Here is an 18,280-nt window from a genome sequence, read left to right as displayed (position 1 = left end):
CGCTCAAGCTCTTCTCAGCACGCCTGTGGATCAGAAGTTATGAGTCTACGCCCTAAGTCTTTTGTTTCGTCGCGTTTCCGAACCGCAAAACCGTTGCCACTTTTGCTGGAAACGCTCCAGATAAATTTGGCGGCATCTGCTCGGATTTTGCAGTTCGGGCGCAATTCATGCAGGCGTGCTCCAAGTGCGCATCCTAATCTTTCCCGCAGATGTGGAAGGAGAATGGATGTCTACGCGCGATTTCAACGAACATTCGATCACCGAGGCGGTCGTGGAGCGGTTCGGGGATACGCCCGATCCCCGGCTCAGGCAGATCCTGCAGGCCCTGGTGCGTCATGCCCATGAGTTCGTTCGAGAGGTGGAACTGACCCAGGATGAATGGCTGGTGGCGATCGAGTATCTGACGAGGGTAGGGCAGATCTGCAGCGATAAGCGGCAGGAGTTCATCCTGCTTTCCGATACGCTGGGTATCTCCATGCTGGTCGACGCCATCAACCACCGGATGCCGGCGGGGGCGACCGAAACCACGGTTCTCGGGCCGTTTTACGTGCAGAACCCGCCGATCAGGCCCGCCGATGCCGATATTTCGGGGGGCGAGAACGGCACGCCGCTTTATGTCACGGCCATTATCGACGGCGCCGATGGCGCGCCCTTGGCCGGCGCTGTCGTCGATGTCTGGCAATCGGACGACGACGGCTATTACGACGTGCAGAAGCCCGGCGACGATCCCAATCTGAGGGCGAGGTTTATCGCCGACGACGAGGGGAAAATCAGTTTCTGGACCATCGTGCCGAAATACTATCCCATCCCCGCCGACGGCCCGGTGGGCGACATGCTGGCCGCGACCAAGCGCCATCCGTATCGGCCCGCCCATATCCATTTCATGATCGATCATGAGGGATACGAAAAGCTGGTCACGCATCTTTTCATCGAGGGCGATCCCTATCTCGACAGCGACGCGGTGTTCGGCGTCAAGCAATCGCTGATCGTCTCGCTTGCGGAAGGGCAGGGCACGCCGCCGGCGGCGGCGTCGGGCAAATCTCACGCGGGCACATGGATGCGGCTCGACCACACATTCGGCCTCAAGCCCACGGCATAACCGAGAGTACAAGAACAATGCTGGAAACAGATATCCTGATCGTAGGGAGCGGTCCCGCCGGGTCCACCGTCGCGGCGCTCCTTTCAAGCTATGGCATCGACAATATTCTCGTCACCAAATACCGCTGGCTGGCCGACACGCCGCGCGCGCACATTACCAATCAGCGCACCATGGAGGTGCTTCGCGACCTGGGTCTCGAGACCGACGCAATGCTCTATGCGACGCCCAACCGGCTGATGGGCAACACGGTGTTTTGCGCCTCGCTGGCCGGCGAGGAGCTTGGGCGCTTGCGCGGCTGGGGCTCGGACCATTTCTCCAGCGCCCGCCACCGGATCGCGAGCCCTACCGAAATGGTCGATCTGCCCCAGACCTATCTCGAGCCGATCCTGTTCGGCGCAGCCTGCGCCCGGGGAACCAAGGCGCGGCTATCGACCGAATATCTGGGGCTGGAGCAGGACGCGGACGGGGTGACCGCGACGGTGCGCGACCGGGTGACCGGGGAAACCTATCAAATCCGGGCCAAATATCTGATCGGGGCCGATGGTGGGCGTTCGAAGGTTGCCGAGGACATCGGATTGCCCATGGAAGGCAAAATGGGCGTGGGCGGCTCGATCAATATCGTCTTCAAGGCCGATCTGTCCCGATTTGTCGCCCACAGGCCCTCGGTCCTCTATTGGGTCCTGCAGCCCGGTTCGGACGTCGGCGGCATCGGCATGGGGCTGGTCCGCATGGTACGGCCCTGGAATGAATGGCTGATCGTGTGGGGATACGATATCAATGACGAGCAGCCTGAGATCACCGAGGATTATGCGCGCAACGTCGCCCATACGCTGATCGGGGACGATACGGTGCCGGTGGAGATCACCTCGGTCTCGGCCTGGACGGTCAACCACATGAGCGCGCGCCAATATTCCAAAGGCCGCGTCTTCTGCATGGGTGACGCTGTGCACCGCCATCCGCCGTCCAACGGCCTGGGCTCGAACACCTCGATCCAGGACGCGTTCAACCTGGCCTGGAAACTGGCGCTCGTGGTTCGGGGCTCGGCGGCACCCTCGCTGCTCGACACCTATACCGCCGAGCGCGCGCCGATCGGCAAGCAGATCGTCGACCGGGCCAACAAATCGATCAGCGAAACCGCTCCGATCTTCAAATCCCTGGGGCTTCTGGACACCAACGATCCCGATGTGATGCTCGCCAACATGCAATCGCGCAAGGAGAACACGGAGGAAGGGCGCGAGCGCCGCAAGGCGTTGCGCAATGCCATTGCGTTCAAGCGCTATGAGTTCGACGCGCACGGGGTCGAGATGAACCAGCGCTATCAATCCTCGGCCATTATCGACGGCGGTGCCGAGCGGCCCGGTTTCTCGGAAGATCCCGAACTGGTTTATCAGCAATCGGCTTTTCCCGGAGCACGGCTGCCCCATGCCTGGATCGAAAAGAATGGTGAGGATGTCTCCACGCTCGACGTTACCGGGCATGGCAAGTTCACAATCCTGACCGGGATCGGGGGCGATGGCTGGAGAGACGCCGCACGAACGGTTGGCGCGGAGCTGGGGTTGGATATCGATGTGGTTTCGGTCGGCCCCGAGCAGGATTGCGAGGACAATTACGGCGATTGGTCCCGGGCCCGCGAGGTCGAGGACCATGGCGCGGTGCTGGTGCGACCCGACCATTTCGTCGCCTGGCGGAGCGTGACGCTGCCCACGGACCCGGTGGATGAATTGAGGCAGGCCATGGCGGCCATTCTCGGCCGCTGATCATCGTAAATGCGAAAACCCCGCCGGTGTTTCGGCGGGGTTTTTCGTTGCGATCGTTTCTCGCCGGCGAGGCGTCGAAAAACCACGCTCGAGGTGCGGGTTTTTTGCAGGACCCTTGCTGGAATACCCCCAAGAATTGCCCGGTGCCTTGCCGCCGATGGGAGCGGGTGAGGCCGTCATCCGGGAGGGGATAGATATGAAAACATTCGGCGCGCTTGCGCTTTTGATGATGGGGACGACAGCCATCGCGTCTCCGGCCTGGGCTTTCGGCGAAGCCGGACCGATGACGCTGAGCCAGTTCGGCGGGTTCTTCGTCGGCGTCGATTACGAGGTGGCGGAAGACGGCAATATCGACGTCATCGGGCAGAGCTGGGTCGGGTTCGGCCTGCCCGTGGAACAAGCCGTCACCATGCCGGTGATCCTGATTCACGGCGGGGGCGGGCAGGCGGCCGACTGGTTGACCACGGTAGACGGCCGCGACGGCTGGGCCAGCTATATGATGGCCAACGGGGTCGCCACGTATTGGATCGACCGCCCCGGATTGGGCCGTTCGCCGGCCGATCCGAGCTATGAGGAAGGTACGGTCGGCCAGCCACCTTATTCGCTGATCGGCGGACTTGCGTCGTCCGAACACTGGCCCGACGCGAACCCGGTGGCGGGCGAGTGGAGCCGCGAGGCCTGGGTCGAAGCCAATCCCGAGAACCAGGGCGTGATCAATTGGCTGGCGGGCTCACCCGGCGGACCTTATGGCGGCAATGGTTATGCCGCAGACAACATCATCGAATTGGCCGAAAGGGTCGGCCCGGCGGTTCTGTTCGGGCACTCGGCTGGCGTCGCCTCGACGTTGGCGGCGGCCATCGGGGCACCTGAAGGCGCCGTGGGCGGGGTGCTGATCTATGAAGGGGGTGTCGATCTGCTGAACGAGGTCAACGTCGCCGCCGCAGAATGGGAGCCGGCGCTGGCCGAGGGCTTTACGCCAGTGGACATCGACGGGTGCATGATGCAGCCGGAAGACGCGGTGAGCACCAATCTGTCGCTTGCCGATATTCCCATCGTCATCATCCGGTCCGAGCACGGCAACCAGTCCGATGAACAATTCGGCTGCGCGGTGCGTCAGCTCGAACAGATGGGTGTCGATGCCAAATTCATCCAGATGGCCGATATCGGCTTTCCGGGCGGCGGGCATTTCATGATGAGTGACACCAACAGCGGTGAGCTTGCGACCGAAGTGCTGCTCCCCATCATCGCGCATCTGTCGGACGGCGCCGAGCTGCCCGCGGATTGGACAATCCTCGAAGAATAGACGTTCCGCCCGGCGGCGCTGTGTCGCTGCCGGGCCTCTTGCTTGGAGGTCCCATGGACGCCTTTGCCCAAGCGATCAGCGGCACCGGGCTGAGCCGCACGATCGCGCAGATCACATGGATCATTCCGTGGCTGCAGACTTTTCACATCGCCGCGCTGGCCCTGGTGTTCGGCTCGGTCTTCATGATGAGCGCCCGCATTCTCGGCCTGACCGGGACCAGCCAGACCATGACGCAGACCGTGCGGCGCTACGTTCCGTGGGTCTGGATCGGAACCGCCTTTCTGGCCGTGACCGGTGGGCTGCTGGTGATCGGGGAGCCCGTGCGGTCGCTGGTCAACGTCTTCTTCTGGACCAAGATGGGGCTGCTGGTCATCGTGTTGGGGCTGACGGCAGTGTTTCAGACTTCGCTGCGGCGAGATCCCGCTTTTTGGGAGGATCTCGACTGGCGCGGACCGGTGCGGTTCGTGACGCTCGTCGGGCTGACCGCCTGGATCGGCATCATCGTCATGGGGCGCTTCATCGCCTATGTCGACAATTTCATCTACTGAGCCTGGGGGACCAACGATGATCGAAGCGGCCGCCGAATGGCTCCAGAATTTGCCCATGTCCCAGGAAATCGCCTGGTCGGGCTGGATGTTTCCCACCATTGAAGCGATCCATGTGATCGGCATTGCCCTCGTATTCGGCATTATCGCCATCGTCGATTTGCGACTGCTGGGGGTGGCGTCCAAGAGCCGGCGCGTCACCGAGGTGGCGCGCGACTGCCTGCATTGGACTTGGCTGGGTTTTGCCACCGCCGTGATCACGGGTGGGTTGATGTTCATGTCCAACGCCACGGGCTACATCACCAACACGTTCTTTCTCTGGAAGATGTTTCTGCTCGTTCTCGCGGGGATCAACATGTTCGTTTTCGAGCTGATCACCGCGCGCACCGTGGCGCGCTGGGATGACGGGTCCGTCGCCGTTCCTCTCGCCGGCAAAGCGGCCGGGCTGCTGTCGCTGGTCTTCTGGTTCGGCGTTATCGCGATGGGCCGCTGGATCGGCTTTACAGCATACGACATTCCGATCTGAGCCGGGCGCCGTCCCGGCCGATGCGCCCTGCAGGAATGTGCAGGGTGCTGACTGGATTTTACAGGATTCGCGCCCGGTCATTCCTCATCATGGGTCATTCGGTTTCAAGAGGAGGAAAGAATCCGATGCGACATCTATCAACGAGACTGGCTCTCGCAATGGCGCTGCTGGCCTCGACCGGGTTCGCGCATGTGGCCAATGCGCAAGAGGACAGTGCCGAGGACTGTTCGCCGCTGAGCGAACAATATCCCGATCTGGGGACCGATCAGAGCATTTCGGCGAGGATGGAATTCCAGTCGGTTTGGGCTTCGTTCGAATTGCCCGGGGGGCCGTGCGGCTACGAGAGTGCGGAGGCGCATTACAACGCGCTGCTCGAAGAGGCCGAGGCCAATGGTGGGCCGACCGAACACACCGCCGAAACCATGCCCGACTGGACGGGGTCATGGGGCACCGAAAACAGTACCGGCGAGGTCGCCATCGTCGGAAGGAACTCGACCCGCGAAGGTATGGCCGCACGGTTGAATCCGGAAGCCGCCGAAATCTTCATGGCCGATAGCCAGGAATGGCTCGACGACACGGCCATCGACCCGATCTCGTTCTGCCTGCAGCCCAATTTTCCGCGCTGGTTCACCGAATACGGTTATCGCGAATTCTTCGTGCAGCCGGATCGCATCGCGATGTACAGCCAGATGGTCAACCAGTTGCGCCACGTCTATCTCGACCGCGAGCAGCCGACCGAGGATTGGCGCAATCCCGATGGGGAGTGGCTGGGCTATTCAACCGGCTTTTGGGATGACGACGTTCTGACTGTCCTTACGACCGGGCTCAAGGACGGCATCCTGCAGCGCAACATGCCGCGCCAGACCGAAATGGAGACGGTGGAACGCTGGAGGCTCGTGGATATGGAGGGCTCGGGCATCGAGCCCAACACGCTCGGCGGTACGGCCGATCCCAATGCCCGGCTCGAAGTCGAACTCACCATGTATTCCCCCGATTTCGTGGAGCCCTGGCACACGGTGGTCGCCTTCTACAAGGAGATCGAAGATACGCCCGACCAGCGCAACCAGCATTGGATCACGTCGTGGGACTGCATCGAGGGGTCCAACTGGTATTTCACAGCGGACGGCGTCGTCAGCCAATACGCTCCCGGCGAAAAGCCGCCGCTTACCGATCCCGAATTCTGGTTCGGCTGGACGCAGCAGTAATTCCGCACAGAAAGGAAACGTTTCGATGACAAATATTGCGACAATGACTTTTGCCGGTGTGCTGGCGCTGGGGGCTCTGGGGGCAGGCTCGGCGTTGGCTCACCATTCGGCGGCCATGTTCGACGATGCGATCGAAATGGAGCTGACGGGGGTGGTTACCGAATTCGACTATCTCAACCCACACTCCTGGCTCTATGTCGAAGTGACCGACGAGGACGGAAGCGTCACCGCCTGGGGGTTCGAACTAGACGATCCCTCGCGGCTGCGGCGCCAGGGCATCACACCCACCTATTGGGAGCCGGGCGATATGGTGACCGTCATCACCAACCCGCTGCGTGACGGGCGCCCCGCCGGCCATCTGGTCGGCGCGATCAAGGCCGATGGCGCGACGTTCGGCAATGTCGAAGGGCTTGTGCCGCCCACGGTGAACTGAGCCGGAAAATAGATCGCAAGTGCTTTTTGCCGGCGGCGAGTTTTTCGCCGCCGGCATTGGTGCCCTTAATCCCGATCGTGCAGGCAGAAGTGCAGTTGTTCGGTCAAGGCGTCCAGGCGGCCGTCGAAGGGAGCCGAGAGGGTCATGTGGCGGCCGCCATGGTGGATCGTTTGTGTCCGGATTTGTTCTTTCCAGGCCGCGAATTCCTGCTGGTAGAGGGAGCGCAAATTGGGGTCGAGGGAGAGGGTGAGAGGGGTTTCTTCTTCCGAGCCGATCAGGGAATAGGCGCCGGGGGAGAGAGGGGCATTGCGCTCGTCCTTGTGGGTCAGATCGATGAGGATGATATCCTTGTCGCCATGGGCGATGGCGCGGAGAAAATCCGGCAGTCTTTCTTCAAGGAAATCGCCGATGAGGATGATGAGCCCCTTGCGTTTCAAGAACGATAGCGCTCCGTCCATGAGGGCCGCGAATGGCGCGTCACAGTCGGGGGTTATCTGGTCGAGATGGTCGAAAAGCGCATGGCTGCGTCGTTCGCCCTGGAACCAGGGGGAAAAATGCGGGCAGGCTCGGTTCGAACTTACGATTTGAACCGCGTCGCCCGAGATGAGGGCGACGAAGCCCATGACGTTGGCCATCAGCTTGCCGAGTTCGAGCTTGGAACCATCGGGCCACATCATCGATGCGCTGGTGTCCAGAACGATCTGCACGCTGGCCCGGCGCTCGAAGAAGAATTCGCGGATATAGCTCTCGCCAGTGCGCACCGAGAGGCGCGGATCGAGATTTTTGAGATCGTCGCCCTCGCGGAACGGCCGGCTTTCGGCAAATTCCAGGCCCACCCCTTTCTGGCGCGACCGCCGTTCGCCAAAGCCGGTGCTCGGTTTGGCCATGTGCAGGCGGAGCCGATCGCGCTTGAGACGATCGAGGAGGTGAGAGGGCGGCCTCACAGCGCGCTCCTTATGTGTCGGTCGAAAAGCGATTTGGCCACATCATCGACCGTAACGCCATCGGCTCCGGCCTGATAGGTGAGATGGATGCGGTGGCGAACGATGGGCAAAAGCACCGCTTCGAGATCCTCGCGCGCGACGTTGAAGCGACCGGCCATCAGGGCGTTGGCCTTGGCGGCCAGTATCATGGCCTGGGAGCCGCGCGGGCTGAGGCCGAACTGGATGTGGCGCCGGGTCTGGGCATCGGCCTGATCCGGCTGGGTCGAGGCGGCGAGGGTGGCGACCGCGCGGCGGACGTGTTCGGCGGCCGGAACGCTGCGCACGAAACGCTGGAGCGCAAGGATGTCTTCGGGGTGCAGCAGGCCACGGGCGCGGGACATGGCCTCGCCGGTGGTCATGCGCAGAATTTCGGTGAGGGTGTCGATCCTGGGGTAGGGCACGTCGATCCGGAACATGAAGCGGTCGATCTGGGCTTCGGGCAGGATGTAGGTGCCCTCCATTTCGATGGGATTTTGCGTGGCCAGCACGAAGAACGGGGAGGGGAGCTTCATGCTCTTGCCCGCCGCGCTGACCGTATGTTCCTGCATCGCTTCGAGAAGCGCCGATTGGGTGCGCGGGGTTGCCCGATTGATCTCGTCGGCCAGGAGCAATTGGGTGAAGATCGGGCCGCGCTGGAATTCGAGCACGTTGCGTCCGCTCTCGTCGGGGGTGAGGACGAGCGAGCCGGTGATGTCGCCGGGCATCAGATCGGGCGTGAACTGTACGCGGGCGAAGCTCAACCCCGTGACGTCGCCCAGCGTTTTGACGAGCAGCGTCTTGCCCGCACCCGGAGGGCCTTCGAGCAGCACATGACCACCGGCCATCAGCCCGATGAGCATCTGGTCGACCACCTGCTCCTGTCCGACCACGATGCTGGAAATTTCCGTCCGAGCTTCGCGCAATCTCTCGAGCAGGGATTCCAGTTCGGCTGGGATTGTGGATGCGATATTGGTCATGGTCGTTACCCTGTGGTCTGTGCGCTGGCTGGGGTGGGTTTGGACCGGCGCGGCCATGCCAGCCCAAAGTATCTGATGATGAGGTCGGAGAGAAAGAAAAGCAGCGCCAGGCCGACCCACAGCGGCCATATGGATTTTTCGATCCAGTAGCTGACGGGAGGCAATGCATAATCGCTTTCCGGCGCGATGACCGAGCCGCCGGTCAGCGTGGCGATCAGGGGGGCATGGTTTTCGCGCTGGCTCCAATTGAGCCTTTCGGGGTAGTTGGCGTAACCGGTTACCGTCCAGGCATCCTCTGGCGAGGAGAGGTGATAGGGCCCGACGCCTTGCGGGCGGAAACTGGCGCTGAAGGCCCGCTCGCCCGTCGATTGGGACGGCAGCGGACGGGTGAGACCATCCGCTTCGGCAAGCACCAAATCCATCCCTGCCGCGTTGCCGACGCCGTTCGCGGCGATCCGGATCGTGCCATCGTCGAGCCCGACCGCTGTTTCGCCCGGGCCCGACGAGGAGGGCAGGAACATGCGCAGGGACTGGCTGAAAAGGCGGGGGTAATCGTCGGCATCCTGCCAGTTCCGCGTCCAGTCTCCCGAGGCATCGGTGGTCATGGCCATCACCTGGCCCAGGCCATATTGCCAATAAGCCATGAACGGCACGGGCTGGCCCGTGCTGTCGTCGACCATGGCCATGGTGTGGGCTTCGGGCTTGGGGGTGGTGAGGACGAAGCCTTCGATTTGGGGCAGGTCCCCGGGCATGTCGAGGAGGAACGCCAGATCGCGCTCGACCCAATAGGGCGTGGCCGGTTCTGTTTCGACGGGATCGCCGGCCAGCCGCATTGCCTCCTGGGAGAGGATGGAGGGCAGGGCCTCGAAATCATTGGTGGCGTGGAAGATGCCACCGCCCTGCTCGGCGAGGCCTTCGACCAGTTCGCGATCGGCCTCTTCCCCGATGGCGACGGTGGAGAGGGTGATGCCATTGTCGTTGAGGGTGTTGATGAGGACCGAATAATCGGATGGCTGGCTCAACCCGTCGGTCATCAGGATGATGTGCCGGGCCGCCGCGTCGGTGCGGCGGATCTGCTCGAGCCCGGCTGACAGCCCGCGCTGCAGGGCCGTGCCGCCGCCCAATGAAATCTGGTTGACAGAGCGTTCGATGAACCCGGCTTCGGAAACACTGGTCAGGGGAAGGGCCAATCGCGCGGCGGAATCGAAAGCGACGACGCTGACGCTGCTGTCCTCGTCCAGAAGCGATATGGCGGCGAGCGTTGCTTGTTTCGCGATATCGAGGCGGGTGAGAGGGCCGACGGGCTGGGCCATGCTCGATGAGCGATCGAGGACGAAGACCAGCGCCACGCCGGGCTTGTCGCGTGGCACGCGGCTGGAGATCGGGGATACGCTGTCGAGCGGGGTTTCGAGATAGCCGCCGGGGCCGAAGCTGTTGGCCCCGCCGAGGATCAGAAGCCCCAATTGGTCGCTGCGCACCGCCGTCTCGATGGCTCTCTGCTGCGCCGTGGTGAGAGAAGAGGCGGGCATGTTCATGAGCACCAGCGCATCATAGGCCTGCCAGCCCGCGCTCTCGGGCGGGGCGGCTTCGGGGGTGATGGTCTCGGCGATCAGGTCCTGGGTGGCAAGCATGTCGGCGAATTGACGCCCTCGGGCGGTTTCTCCCGAGAGCACGGCGATCCGTCCCGCTGGGGCGACGTCGAGGACCGTGCCGGCGCGATCGTTGCGCGGTTCGGGATCGTTGGGGGAATTGACGGCGACCTCGAAGATGCTTTCGCCTGCGTCCAGGCTTTCGACCGGGATGGTGACGCGATTGGTGCCGGGTTGAAGGTCGAAGGTTTCCGCAAAGATCGGATCGCCATTGTGGGTGACCACGAGTTCGGCAACGGTTGCATTGCCCGCGCCGATGCGGGCTTGAAGCGCAAAGGCGTCGCCTGAATAGGCGAGTGGCGGGGCGTCGAGTGCTTCGATCCAGAGATCGTTCGGCTGTGGCGTGTTGGGGGCGAGAACGTCGGCGATTATGCCGCTTGCCGCGAATTCGGTTCCCAGCGCAAAGGCGCTGTCGCGTTCGAGGGCGGCATCGGCCACGAGCAGGCGACCGGGCATGTCGGTCGGCAGCATGGAGGCGGCGAGCCGGGTCGCATCGGTCAGGCCGCCATCGATGCCTATCGCCGCGTCGATGTTGCCTGTATCTGCCGGGGGGTGGTCGGTGAGGATGAGTGTTGTGGTCTGGGCTGGTGTCGGGGTCTGGGGGGTGGCTGCGACCACGATCAGCGCCATATCCTGTGCGGGAAAGGGAAGCCGCAGATCGACTATGGCGAGAAGAGCGAAGACGAGCGCGATGGCGCGCATCGCGAAGGCGCGCAGCAAGCCCTTGGGTGCGTCGCGGCGACGGCGGGCCAGAACGGATTCGATGACGAGCAGGATTGCCGCCCCGGTCACAAGCCACGGCCAGAGAGCGATAGGGGCGGAGGGTAGGTCGGAAGCGCCTTGGTCGGATGAAGGCGCTTCGGGGAAATCTCCGATAGCTGGGGGATGGACCGGCAGGGTCAGCCGCATGTCGCCTTTTGTGATCTCGAAAAGGCCGGCGCGGTGGGGAATGAAGGATGCGGGGACGGTGATCGCCGCAGTGTCGGGGTTATCGACCCGGTTCAACGTGCCGCCGGCGAGGCGCGGATCGATATCGCAGGGTTGGCCGACCATGCAGACCTGGCCGACGAAGGCACCCGAGGCAGGGGAGATCCAGTCGAGAAGTTGGGAGGCAAAGACCACGAAACCGGTCTGGGTCGGCCAGTTGCTGGCTCTTGGATCGAAAGCGAGGCGGATGTCCAGTCCGGTCTCGTTCTCGGCTATGTCGAGCAAGGGCGTGTTGTGACGGCTGACCAGTGTTTCGGCGTCGGCGCGAAGGGGCAATTGGTAAGTGGTTTCGATGCTGAGAGCTTGCCAGGCGATGTTTCCGGCCAGTTTGTGGCCGCTGCGCCAACCGGTCGGCTCGATCGGCGTCTCGGCGATGGGAACGGGCGTTTCGGCCGTTCCAGCAGCACCGATCCAGAGCGCGTGGGTTTGGGGCTCGCGGCTCAGGGTCATGCCGTCGACAATTACGAGATCGTAGCCGTCCATGTCGTCGGTTTCGCCGGCAGCTTCGGTAATCTCGACTCCGTCGACGGCGGCAAGGGCGGTGAGCAGAGGTTGCTCGCCGGCTCCGATATGGAGGATTCGGGCGATGTTGGGCTGATCGGAGACGGTGAAAAACACGCGGTTGTCGAAGGTGGCGGCATCGTCCGGGATATGGGCAACGACGATGCCGGGGCCGGGCGCCTCGAAGGAGAAGGCGAAGGGGGCACTTTTCTCGTCGGGGTCGATGGGCCTGACGACCTCCTCGGCAAGAAGGACCGGCTCGCCGCCATCGGGGGGCAAATAATCGAGCGCTAGGGGGGCTTCGCTCAGATCGCCGGAAAACCGCACATGGCCTTGGGCTGTCCACAGGCCTGTTTCACTGTTTCGCTCAAGAGAGGCGCTGAGGCCGGCATTGCCGTCATTGCTGCCGACGATGACGGTTTCGAGCGTAGAGTCGCCCTCTCTGATCGTACGCAGTTCGTCTGGAACGGGGGCGTCGGAGAGAACCACGATTTGCGTGGTTTCCCCGGTGGTGTGCAGCGCCGAGATGAGGCGTGCAGCGCCTTCCCAATCGGCATTGCCGTCCTCGGGAGGAAGATTTGTTCCCCGGTCCGCCAAATCTTCGGCCGTTGCGGGCTGGCGCGAAAAGATCGGGCGCGCTTGGATGCCGGCCACGAGCAGGGACACGCGCGCATTCGGGGCGGCTTGCGCGAACCGGTCGGCGAGGAGATCGCGCGCATGCTGGCCCGCGGATTCCGAGCCGCCGCGCTGCATGGAGGCGGAATTGTCGAGGACGTAGATCCAGTGGTCCACATTCCGGTTTGCGCCGAACAAGGGCTGGGCAAGAGCCAGCACCAAGGCGACGAGCGCAAGCAGTTGGAGCACCATCAACAAGTTGATGCGCGGACGCCATGAGGCCCTGATCGATTGCGACTGCCGTTCGAGGACCCGTTGCCAGATCATCAGGCTGGAAACGGCCACTTCGCTGCGCTGCCGGGCGTGCAGGAGCCAGATGAGGCCGCCCAGCGCCAGCAGCCCCAGCATCCAGGGGACCAGAAGGCTCATTGTTCCTGATCCTTGTTGCGGGCGAAATAGCGTTCCACGGCGCCGGCAGCGGCGGAGGGAACCGGCACACGATCGACCGGAACGCTTTCGAGGCGGGGCCATGCACGTGCGGTGACGCTGTCTTCGACGGCGGTTGCGCGCTCGTCGGTTTCCATGCCGATACGGGTGGTTGCGCCATCCTCGGGTTGCGCGGAGGATAGTTCGCGCACTTCGCCGAAGCCGGCCGGGGGCCCGGCGTCGGTCATGGGCGCCAGCTCCTCGGGCAATTCGCCAGCGCCGGCGAAATTGCTCAGCCCGGTGCCTGCGCCCTCGGCCTCGCCTCTCATCTGGGTGGGTGGCATTTCGAGGTCGTGGCTGGTGCCGTCGTCCTCGAGCCCGCCGCCTTCGGTCTGACCTTCGGGCGGAGCGAGGCCCAGGCTCACGCTTTCGTCCGACATCGGCGGGAGTGAAGAGGCGCGGATATCGTCGGTCGGGATATCGACACCGGTCGCGGTTTCGGACGCGCCGGCCGATGGGCTGGAGGTTGGGCCACTCATGGCGAGGTTTTCGCGAAACTCTTCGATGCGTGCCGCCAATCCGGAATTTTCGCCCTGAAAGGGGGGCCAGTTATGGGCCGGATTCTGTCCGAATCGCGAGCCGGCGCGGGTAAAGAGGTCTTCCAGATCGCGGGCCAATTCTTGTGGCGGCGTCTCTTCGGCTTGGGTGGCCAGCTCTTCGAGTTCTTCGGCGATGGCCGTCATTTCCTCGTCCTGGCGCAACGCTGCATCCTCGGCGAGGGCCTGGGCGATTTCCGAAATCTCGGTGGCTGTGAGGGTTCCTGCTGCTTGCGAGGATGGGGAAGGTGCCCAGAGAAAAGCGGCGGACGCAGCCGCGACAAGCAGGAAAGCTGTGACCGAGAGCGCGATGCGCCGGGCCGAGAAATAGGCTTCGAAGCGCCGGGGATCGATTTGCGTGATGGCCGCGTCGGTCGTGGCGAGCAGGGCGGTTGCCACCAACCCGCGCGCGGTATCGAAGCGGTAGAGTTCGAGCGCGCTCGACAGCTTTTCCTGAAGCGCCAGCCGGCGATCGGCCAGTTGGGCGATCTTGTGCTGGTCGGGCAGGCGAAGGGCGGTCAGGATGGCCGCGATCGCGAGGCCGGCGAGGGTAGCCAGAATGGCGGTGGCCCAAAGCGCCGAAGGGGTAAGGTCGGTCGCGAGCCGCAGCACAAGAGCTGCCAGGGCGCCGGAACAGACTCCCCAGAGGACGCATTCAAAGGCGCGCACCCGCAGCCAACGGCTGCGCAAGGCGCCCAGAAACCGCGCGATGCCCGTCGCGGTGAGGTCCGGATGCGCAGCCGTGGTCATGACGGCCGCGCGATCAGGGGATTAGTGACTGTGGCCCGCATGACTGTGCTGGGTTGCAGTGGCGGATTGGACTTCGACATGGAGAGGCAATTCACCTGCGGAATGGAAGACAAGCTCCAGTTCGAACTCGTCGCCCTCCTCGAGGGCAGTGGTCAGACCTTCGAGCAGAATGGCGACGCCTGCGGGGTCGAAATCGAAATCACCGGAAGGAATTTCAAATTCTTCGAGCGGTTGCAGGCTCTGGTCGCCGCCGGCAAAGCTCACCCCCACGACGCTGGCCGAGGCGGCGATATCGGTGTGGATGTCCTCGAGGATGTCGGCATCGCCGGCGTTTTCGATCTCCATGAAAACCAACGTGCTTTGCCCGGCGGATGCCGCACGCGCCCAGGGGTGGGTAACGCTGATCGTCCCCACTTCGGCCGTGTGGTGATCGTGATCGTCATGGTCGTCATGACCGTCGTGTTCCTGAGCCGCGGCAAAGCCGGAAATGGCGAGCACGCCGGCAAGGGCGATGGCTGCGGGCAGGGTTCTCATCTGATACCTCCTATCTGGTGGCTGTTTTCCTGTGTCTGGTCGGCCCTTTGCGGTCGGGCCAGGGCGAGTGGGTCGAGAAGATGCATGGTTTCGGCGCCGTGTTGTCGAGCCCTGAGAAACCAAAAGGCGCATTGAGGATCTGCTCGAGCACATCGCGGGCGTGCTCGTGGAAGCGTTCCCCCTCAGGGGTCATCTCGACCGGAAAGATGCTCCGATCGAAAAGAGGAGTTCCAAGCCAGGCCTCCAGCGACTGAATCCGCCGACTGAACGCGCCCTGAGACGAATTTCGGCGCTGGGCGGCCTTGGTGAAATTCTTGGTCTCGGCGACTGTCAAAAAGTCTTGTAGCCAACTGATATCCACGACGATCCCTCCCGACCGTTGTCCCGTCTCTTCTTGGATCAATAGGCCTTCATCGCCGCCGCGAGGGGTTGGCGTTGCAGGTAAAGCGCCGGCAGGAGGGCGATCACCAGGCCCAATCCCCAAAGGATGAGAGCCAGCAAGAGCTCGGGCTGGCCGATCATCGGCGTCAGGGCGATGCCGATCTGGGCTTCAATCACTCTGCTGAGGACGAGGGCGACCAGATAGCCGAACCCGACGCCCAGGATGATGCCGACCGTAAAGAGGATGGCGACGAAGCCCCAGGCGATGAGGAAGATGTAAAGCCGGGGCGCTCCGATGGCGCGCAGCGTCACGAATTGCGGCATCAAAAGCCGGAAGAGGATGAGAACGCTCGCAACGACCGAGAGCATGACCAGCCCTTGGGTCACCAGTGACATGAGGGTCATGACCTGCCGAACGTCGCCCAGCGTCGTATAGAGCTGGATCAGCACTTCGGCGGGGAAGAAGGCCATCGTCTCGTCGGTATTGTATTTCTGGCGCAGCCGGTACGTATCGGCGACGCTTTCGGCGCGGATGACGGCTGCCGGAATGCCTGAAACGGCGTTTTCGGCATAGGGGCGGCCAAGCGTATTGTTCTGGCCGCCTTCGAGGCCGTGAACGCCCCATACGGTTTCGACGGGAATGATCAGCGCCCGATCCCAGGGCGAGCCGGTGCGCGCCATGCGGCCGACGATGGTGATATCGACGTCATGGCCTTCGCTTTCCATTTCATCGGCTGCGGCGTGGACGCCATGACTGGGCGAAAAGGTTTGCCCCAGGGCAATATCGACATCGCTGCCGGCGACTGCTTCGTTTCGGTCGGCGAACACCCGTCCTTCGGGCAAGGTGCCGTCGGACAGATGGGTGACCAGTTCTCCGGTGACCCCGATGATGGGATAGCCGCGATGGCTGTCGCCGAACGCCAGGGGGGAGACGAAACTGGCCTGTTCGTCATTGAGCAGGTTTGCGGTGACTTCGGGCGAAAGCAGGCGGGACGAGCCCGGCTGCAGGTAAACCGAGGTCAGGAGCGCATCGGTGCGGCTGCCCACGGGGGAAACGACCAGATCGAACTTTTCGGCCGCATTGGCGCTGCCGCTTCTGAGCGCGCGCTCCTGCGAGGTGATGGCGACCGAGAGCGCGGTGCCCGCCAGGATCAGAAAGATGAAGGCAAGCGCCGTATAGCGGAAGCGCAGGAGGGACGCGAAAACGATGGGCCAGGGGTTCATGAACGTGCCTCCTCGACGATTGCCGTATCCATTGCGTGGGGATCTTCGAACAGAACCCCATCGCGGATTTCCAGGACACGATCGGCCCGCTGGGCGACCCTGTCGTCATGGCTGACGGCGATCACCGTCTTGCCCTCGTGGGCGAGCCGGGCCAGCTCGTCGATGATGAGCAGTGCGTTGGTCTTGTCGACGCTGGCCGTAGGCTCGTCGGCGAGGATCATCTCGGGCGAGAGAACCAGTGCCCGCGCCATGGCGACGCGCTGCTGCTGTCCGCGCGATAGCATCGAAACCGGGCCGGCGCGCTGGGGCACGTCGAAATGGGAGAGAAGCTGTTCGGCTTTTTCGCGCACATTAACCCCGGGCGGAGTTCGGCCGAACCAGCCCGGCACCATGGTGTTGGCGAGGGGGCTCAATTCATCGATGAGCCGAAAATCCTGAAAGATCAGGCCACAATGGTTCCGCCGCCAGGCGTCGCGCGCGCCTTCGCGCATTTCCGAAAGGTTGTGATCATTCGTACGAACGGTGCCGGACGTGGCCTTGAGAATGCCGGCGACGACGTGCAGCAGTGTGGTCTTGCCCGACCCTGACGGTCCTATGATGGCGTGGAACACGCCCGGCTCGAACTGAAGCGAGACCGACTTCAGGGCATCGATGGTCGTTCCGGCGGAATCGACGAAACGCACCGATACATTCTCAAACGCAATCACCTTCTCGGCTCCCCTCATCGGGCCATGCAATCGGCTTGGCCCGTTCCTCAGAATTCCTCTGCCAGCCAGCGCTCAGTCGAGCAGCGCCGGAAGCGTTTCATTGACAAACCGATCCGTAATCGGACCTGGGTGACTCGCGCGCACCACCCCGGAGGCATCCGTCACGATAGTGTGCGGCATTCCCACCAAGCCCAGTTCCAGGAAAGTCTCCCGGCGCGGGTCGGCTCCTATCAGATCGTACGGATTGCCCAGTTCCTCCAGGAAAGCCTCTGCGTTTTCAGGAAGATCGCTGACATTCATACCCACGATCAGCACATCGTAACGCTCGGCGATTTCCAGCAGTCGCGGGTGTTCCTCCCGACAGGGCAGGCACCAACTCGCGAATGCGTTGATGATGGTGACCCGGCCCGTTGCCCCTTCCAGTTCCACGCCCGAGCCTTCTATCCCTTCGACCGACGGCAGGTTCACGCTCGGCAGGGCTTCGCCAATCCGGGCGATCGATGCAGGCTCGCCGGTCAACAGAAAACCCGCGCCAACCGCTGCAAGCATCCCGATGACGAGACAGCCGATCAGGAGCCCGGACTTGAGGTTCCGAGGCATTGGCGTCGACTTTCCAACAAGGCTCTCGCCTTAGGCGAGATAGAAATCGGCTTCGAGCAGGCGGACACGGCTCACAAAACCGGTCGCCTCATCGACCGCTGGGCCGATATCGAGGGTTCCGCGCGTCCAGATCAGAGTGCCCGGATCGATGGCCGGCTGCTTTTCGCGCATGACCACGAAGATGATCGTATCGATCCAGTCGTCTTCGCTCTCGCAGAAGGGGCAGCTTTCGACCGGCTGGTTCGAGAGAACGAACCATTCGGAATCCACCTTCAGATGCGGGGCCATGAAGCCTTGGATCTCGACCTCGGTGCCAGCGAGATTGTTGGCATGGTCCGAAAAGGCCATGTCGTTGTCGTAATCGTAGAGCTGGCCCATGCGTATCCGCGTGGGCGCTGCAAATGCCGGAGAAGCCGCCGCAACGAGCGGGAGGGCCATGAGACCGGCACCGAATGTACGTCTGTTGATCATCGTGTCTCTCCTCTTTGAAGGTGGGGCGGAGG

17 protein-coding genes are annotated in these 18,280 nt (G+C 63.0%); 7 read left to right on the top strand and 10 right to left on the bottom strand.

Annotated elements, in window-relative coordinates; translation table 11 throughout:
* Positions 1-226: 226 nt before the first annotated feature.
* The 7 genes from V4T21_RS14345 (at position 227) to V4T21_RS14315 (ending at position 6,868) form a co-directional block, all read left to right on the top strand.
* Positions 227-1,099 (top strand): intradiol ring-cleavage dioxygenase, encoded by an 873-nt coding sequence (locus V4T21_RS14345; RefSeq protein ID WP_332717982.1) that lies wholly within the window; start codon positions 227-229, stop codon positions 1,097-1,099.
* A 17-nt stretch (positions 1,100-1,116) separates the two neighbouring features.
* The gene (locus V4T21_RS14340; protein ID WP_332717980.1) at positions 1,117-2,856 is read left to right on the top strand and encodes an FAD-dependent oxidoreductase; all 1,740 of its coding nucleotides are present in this window, start codon (positions 1,117-1,119) and stop codon (positions 2,854-2,856) included.
* 196 nt (positions 2,857-3,052) lie between these two features.
* Positions 3,053-4,159 carry an alpha/beta hydrolase family protein gene (locus V4T21_RS14335; protein WP_332717978.1) on the top strand — a complete coding sequence of 369 codons (1,107 nt, stop codon included), beginning with the start codon at positions 3,053-3,055 and terminating at the stop codon, positions 4,157-4,159.
* 53 nt (positions 4,160-4,212) lie between these two features.
* Positions 4,213-4,707, top strand: a complete 495-nt coding sequence (locus V4T21_RS14330; protein ID WP_332717976.1) for a hypothetical protein — start codon at positions 4,213-4,215, stop codon at positions 4,705-4,707.
* A gap of 16 nt (positions 4,708-4,723) precedes the next feature.
* Positions 4,724-5,230, top strand: coding sequence for a DUF6644 family protein (locus tag V4T21_RS14325; RefSeq protein WP_332717974.1), 507 nt, complete (start codon positions 4,724-4,726; stop codon positions 5,228-5,230).
* Between the two features lie 125 nt (positions 5,231-5,355).
* Entirely contained in the window at positions 5,356-6,435 is a 1,080-nt protein-coding gene (locus V4T21_RS14320; RefSeq protein ID WP_332717972.1) for a hypothetical protein, read from the top strand.
* A 25-nt stretch (positions 6,436-6,460) separates the two neighbouring features.
* Positions 6,461-6,868, top strand: coding sequence for a DUF6152 family protein (locus V4T21_RS14315; protein WP_332717970.1), 408 nt, complete (start codon positions 6,461-6,463; stop codon positions 6,866-6,868).
* A 65-nt stretch (positions 6,869-6,933) separates the two neighbouring features.
* On the opposite strand, the gene V4T21_RS14310 is transcribed toward V4T21_RS14315, so the two are convergent.
* From V4T21_RS14310 to V4T21_RS14265, 10 genes are all read right to left on the bottom strand, one after another.
* Positions 6,934-7,812: a DUF58 domain-containing protein gene (locus V4T21_RS14310; protein WP_332717968.1), complete on the bottom strand. Its 879-nt coding sequence runs from the start codon at positions 7,810-7,812 to the stop codon at positions 6,934-6,936.
* Positions 7,809-8,807, bottom strand: a complete 999-nt coding sequence (locus tag V4T21_RS14305) for an AAA family ATPase (protein WP_332717965.1) — start codon at positions 8,805-8,807, stop codon at positions 7,809-7,811. Before V4T21_RS14305 ends, V4T21_RS14310 begins: the two co-directional genes overlap by 4 nt.
* A gap of 5 nt (positions 8,808-8,812) precedes the next feature.
* Positions 8,813-12,988 carry a VWA domain-containing protein gene (locus V4T21_RS14300; RefSeq protein WP_332717963.1) on the bottom strand — a complete coding sequence of 1,392 codons (4,176 nt, stop codon included), beginning with the start codon at positions 12,986-12,988 and terminating at the stop codon, positions 8,813-8,815.
* Positions 12,985-14,331: a hypothetical protein gene (locus tag V4T21_RS14295; RefSeq protein ID WP_332717961.1), complete on the bottom strand. Its 1,347-nt coding sequence runs from the start codon at positions 14,329-14,331 to the stop codon at positions 12,985-12,987. The genes V4T21_RS14300 and V4T21_RS14295 overlap by 4 nt, the downstream gene beginning before the upstream one ends.
* Positions 14,332-14,352: 21 nt before the next feature.
* Positions 14,353-14,865, bottom strand: a complete 513-nt coding sequence (locus V4T21_RS14290; RefSeq protein WP_332717960.1) for a copper chaperone PCu(A)C — start codon at positions 14,863-14,865, stop codon at positions 14,353-14,355.
* 10 nt (positions 14,866-14,875) lie between these two features.
* Positions 14,876-15,226: a LysR family transcriptional regulator gene (locus V4T21_RS14285; RefSeq protein WP_332717959.1), complete on the bottom strand. Its 351-nt coding sequence runs from the start codon at positions 15,224-15,226 to the stop codon at positions 14,876-14,878.
* Between the two features lie 38 nt (positions 15,227-15,264).
* Entirely contained in the window at positions 15,265-16,470 is a 1,206-nt protein-coding gene (locus V4T21_RS14280; RefSeq protein WP_332717957.1) for an FtsX-like permease family protein, read from the bottom strand.
* Positions 16,467-17,177 (bottom strand): ABC transporter ATP-binding protein, encoded by a 711-nt coding sequence (locus V4T21_RS14275; RefSeq protein WP_332717955.1) that lies wholly within the window; start codon positions 17,175-17,177, stop codon positions 16,467-16,469. The genes V4T21_RS14280 and V4T21_RS14275 overlap by 4 nt, the downstream gene beginning before the upstream one ends.
* Before the next feature lie 72 nt (positions 17,178-17,249).
* Positions 17,250-17,777 carry a redoxin family protein gene (locus tag V4T21_RS14270; RefSeq protein WP_332717953.1) on the bottom strand — a complete coding sequence of 176 codons (528 nt, stop codon included), beginning with the start codon at positions 17,775-17,777 and terminating at the stop codon, positions 17,250-17,252.
* Positions 17,778-17,807: 30 nt separating this feature from the next.
* The gene (locus V4T21_RS14265) at positions 17,808-18,248 is read right to left on the bottom strand and encodes a hypothetical protein (protein WP_332717951.1); all 441 of its coding nucleotides are present in this window, start codon (positions 18,246-18,248) and stop codon (positions 17,808-17,810) included.
* Positions 18,249-18,280 lie beyond the last annotated feature (32 nt).

This window comes from Pelagibacterium mangrovi (genome assembly GCF_036662815.1).
Classification (GTDB): domain Bacteria; phylum Pseudomonadota; class Alphaproteobacteria; order Rhizobiales; family Devosiaceae; genus Pelagibacterium; species Pelagibacterium mangrovi.
The sequence above is the reverse complement of the archived record's forward strand: the minus strand, read 5'-3'. Positions and strand labels throughout refer to the sequence as shown.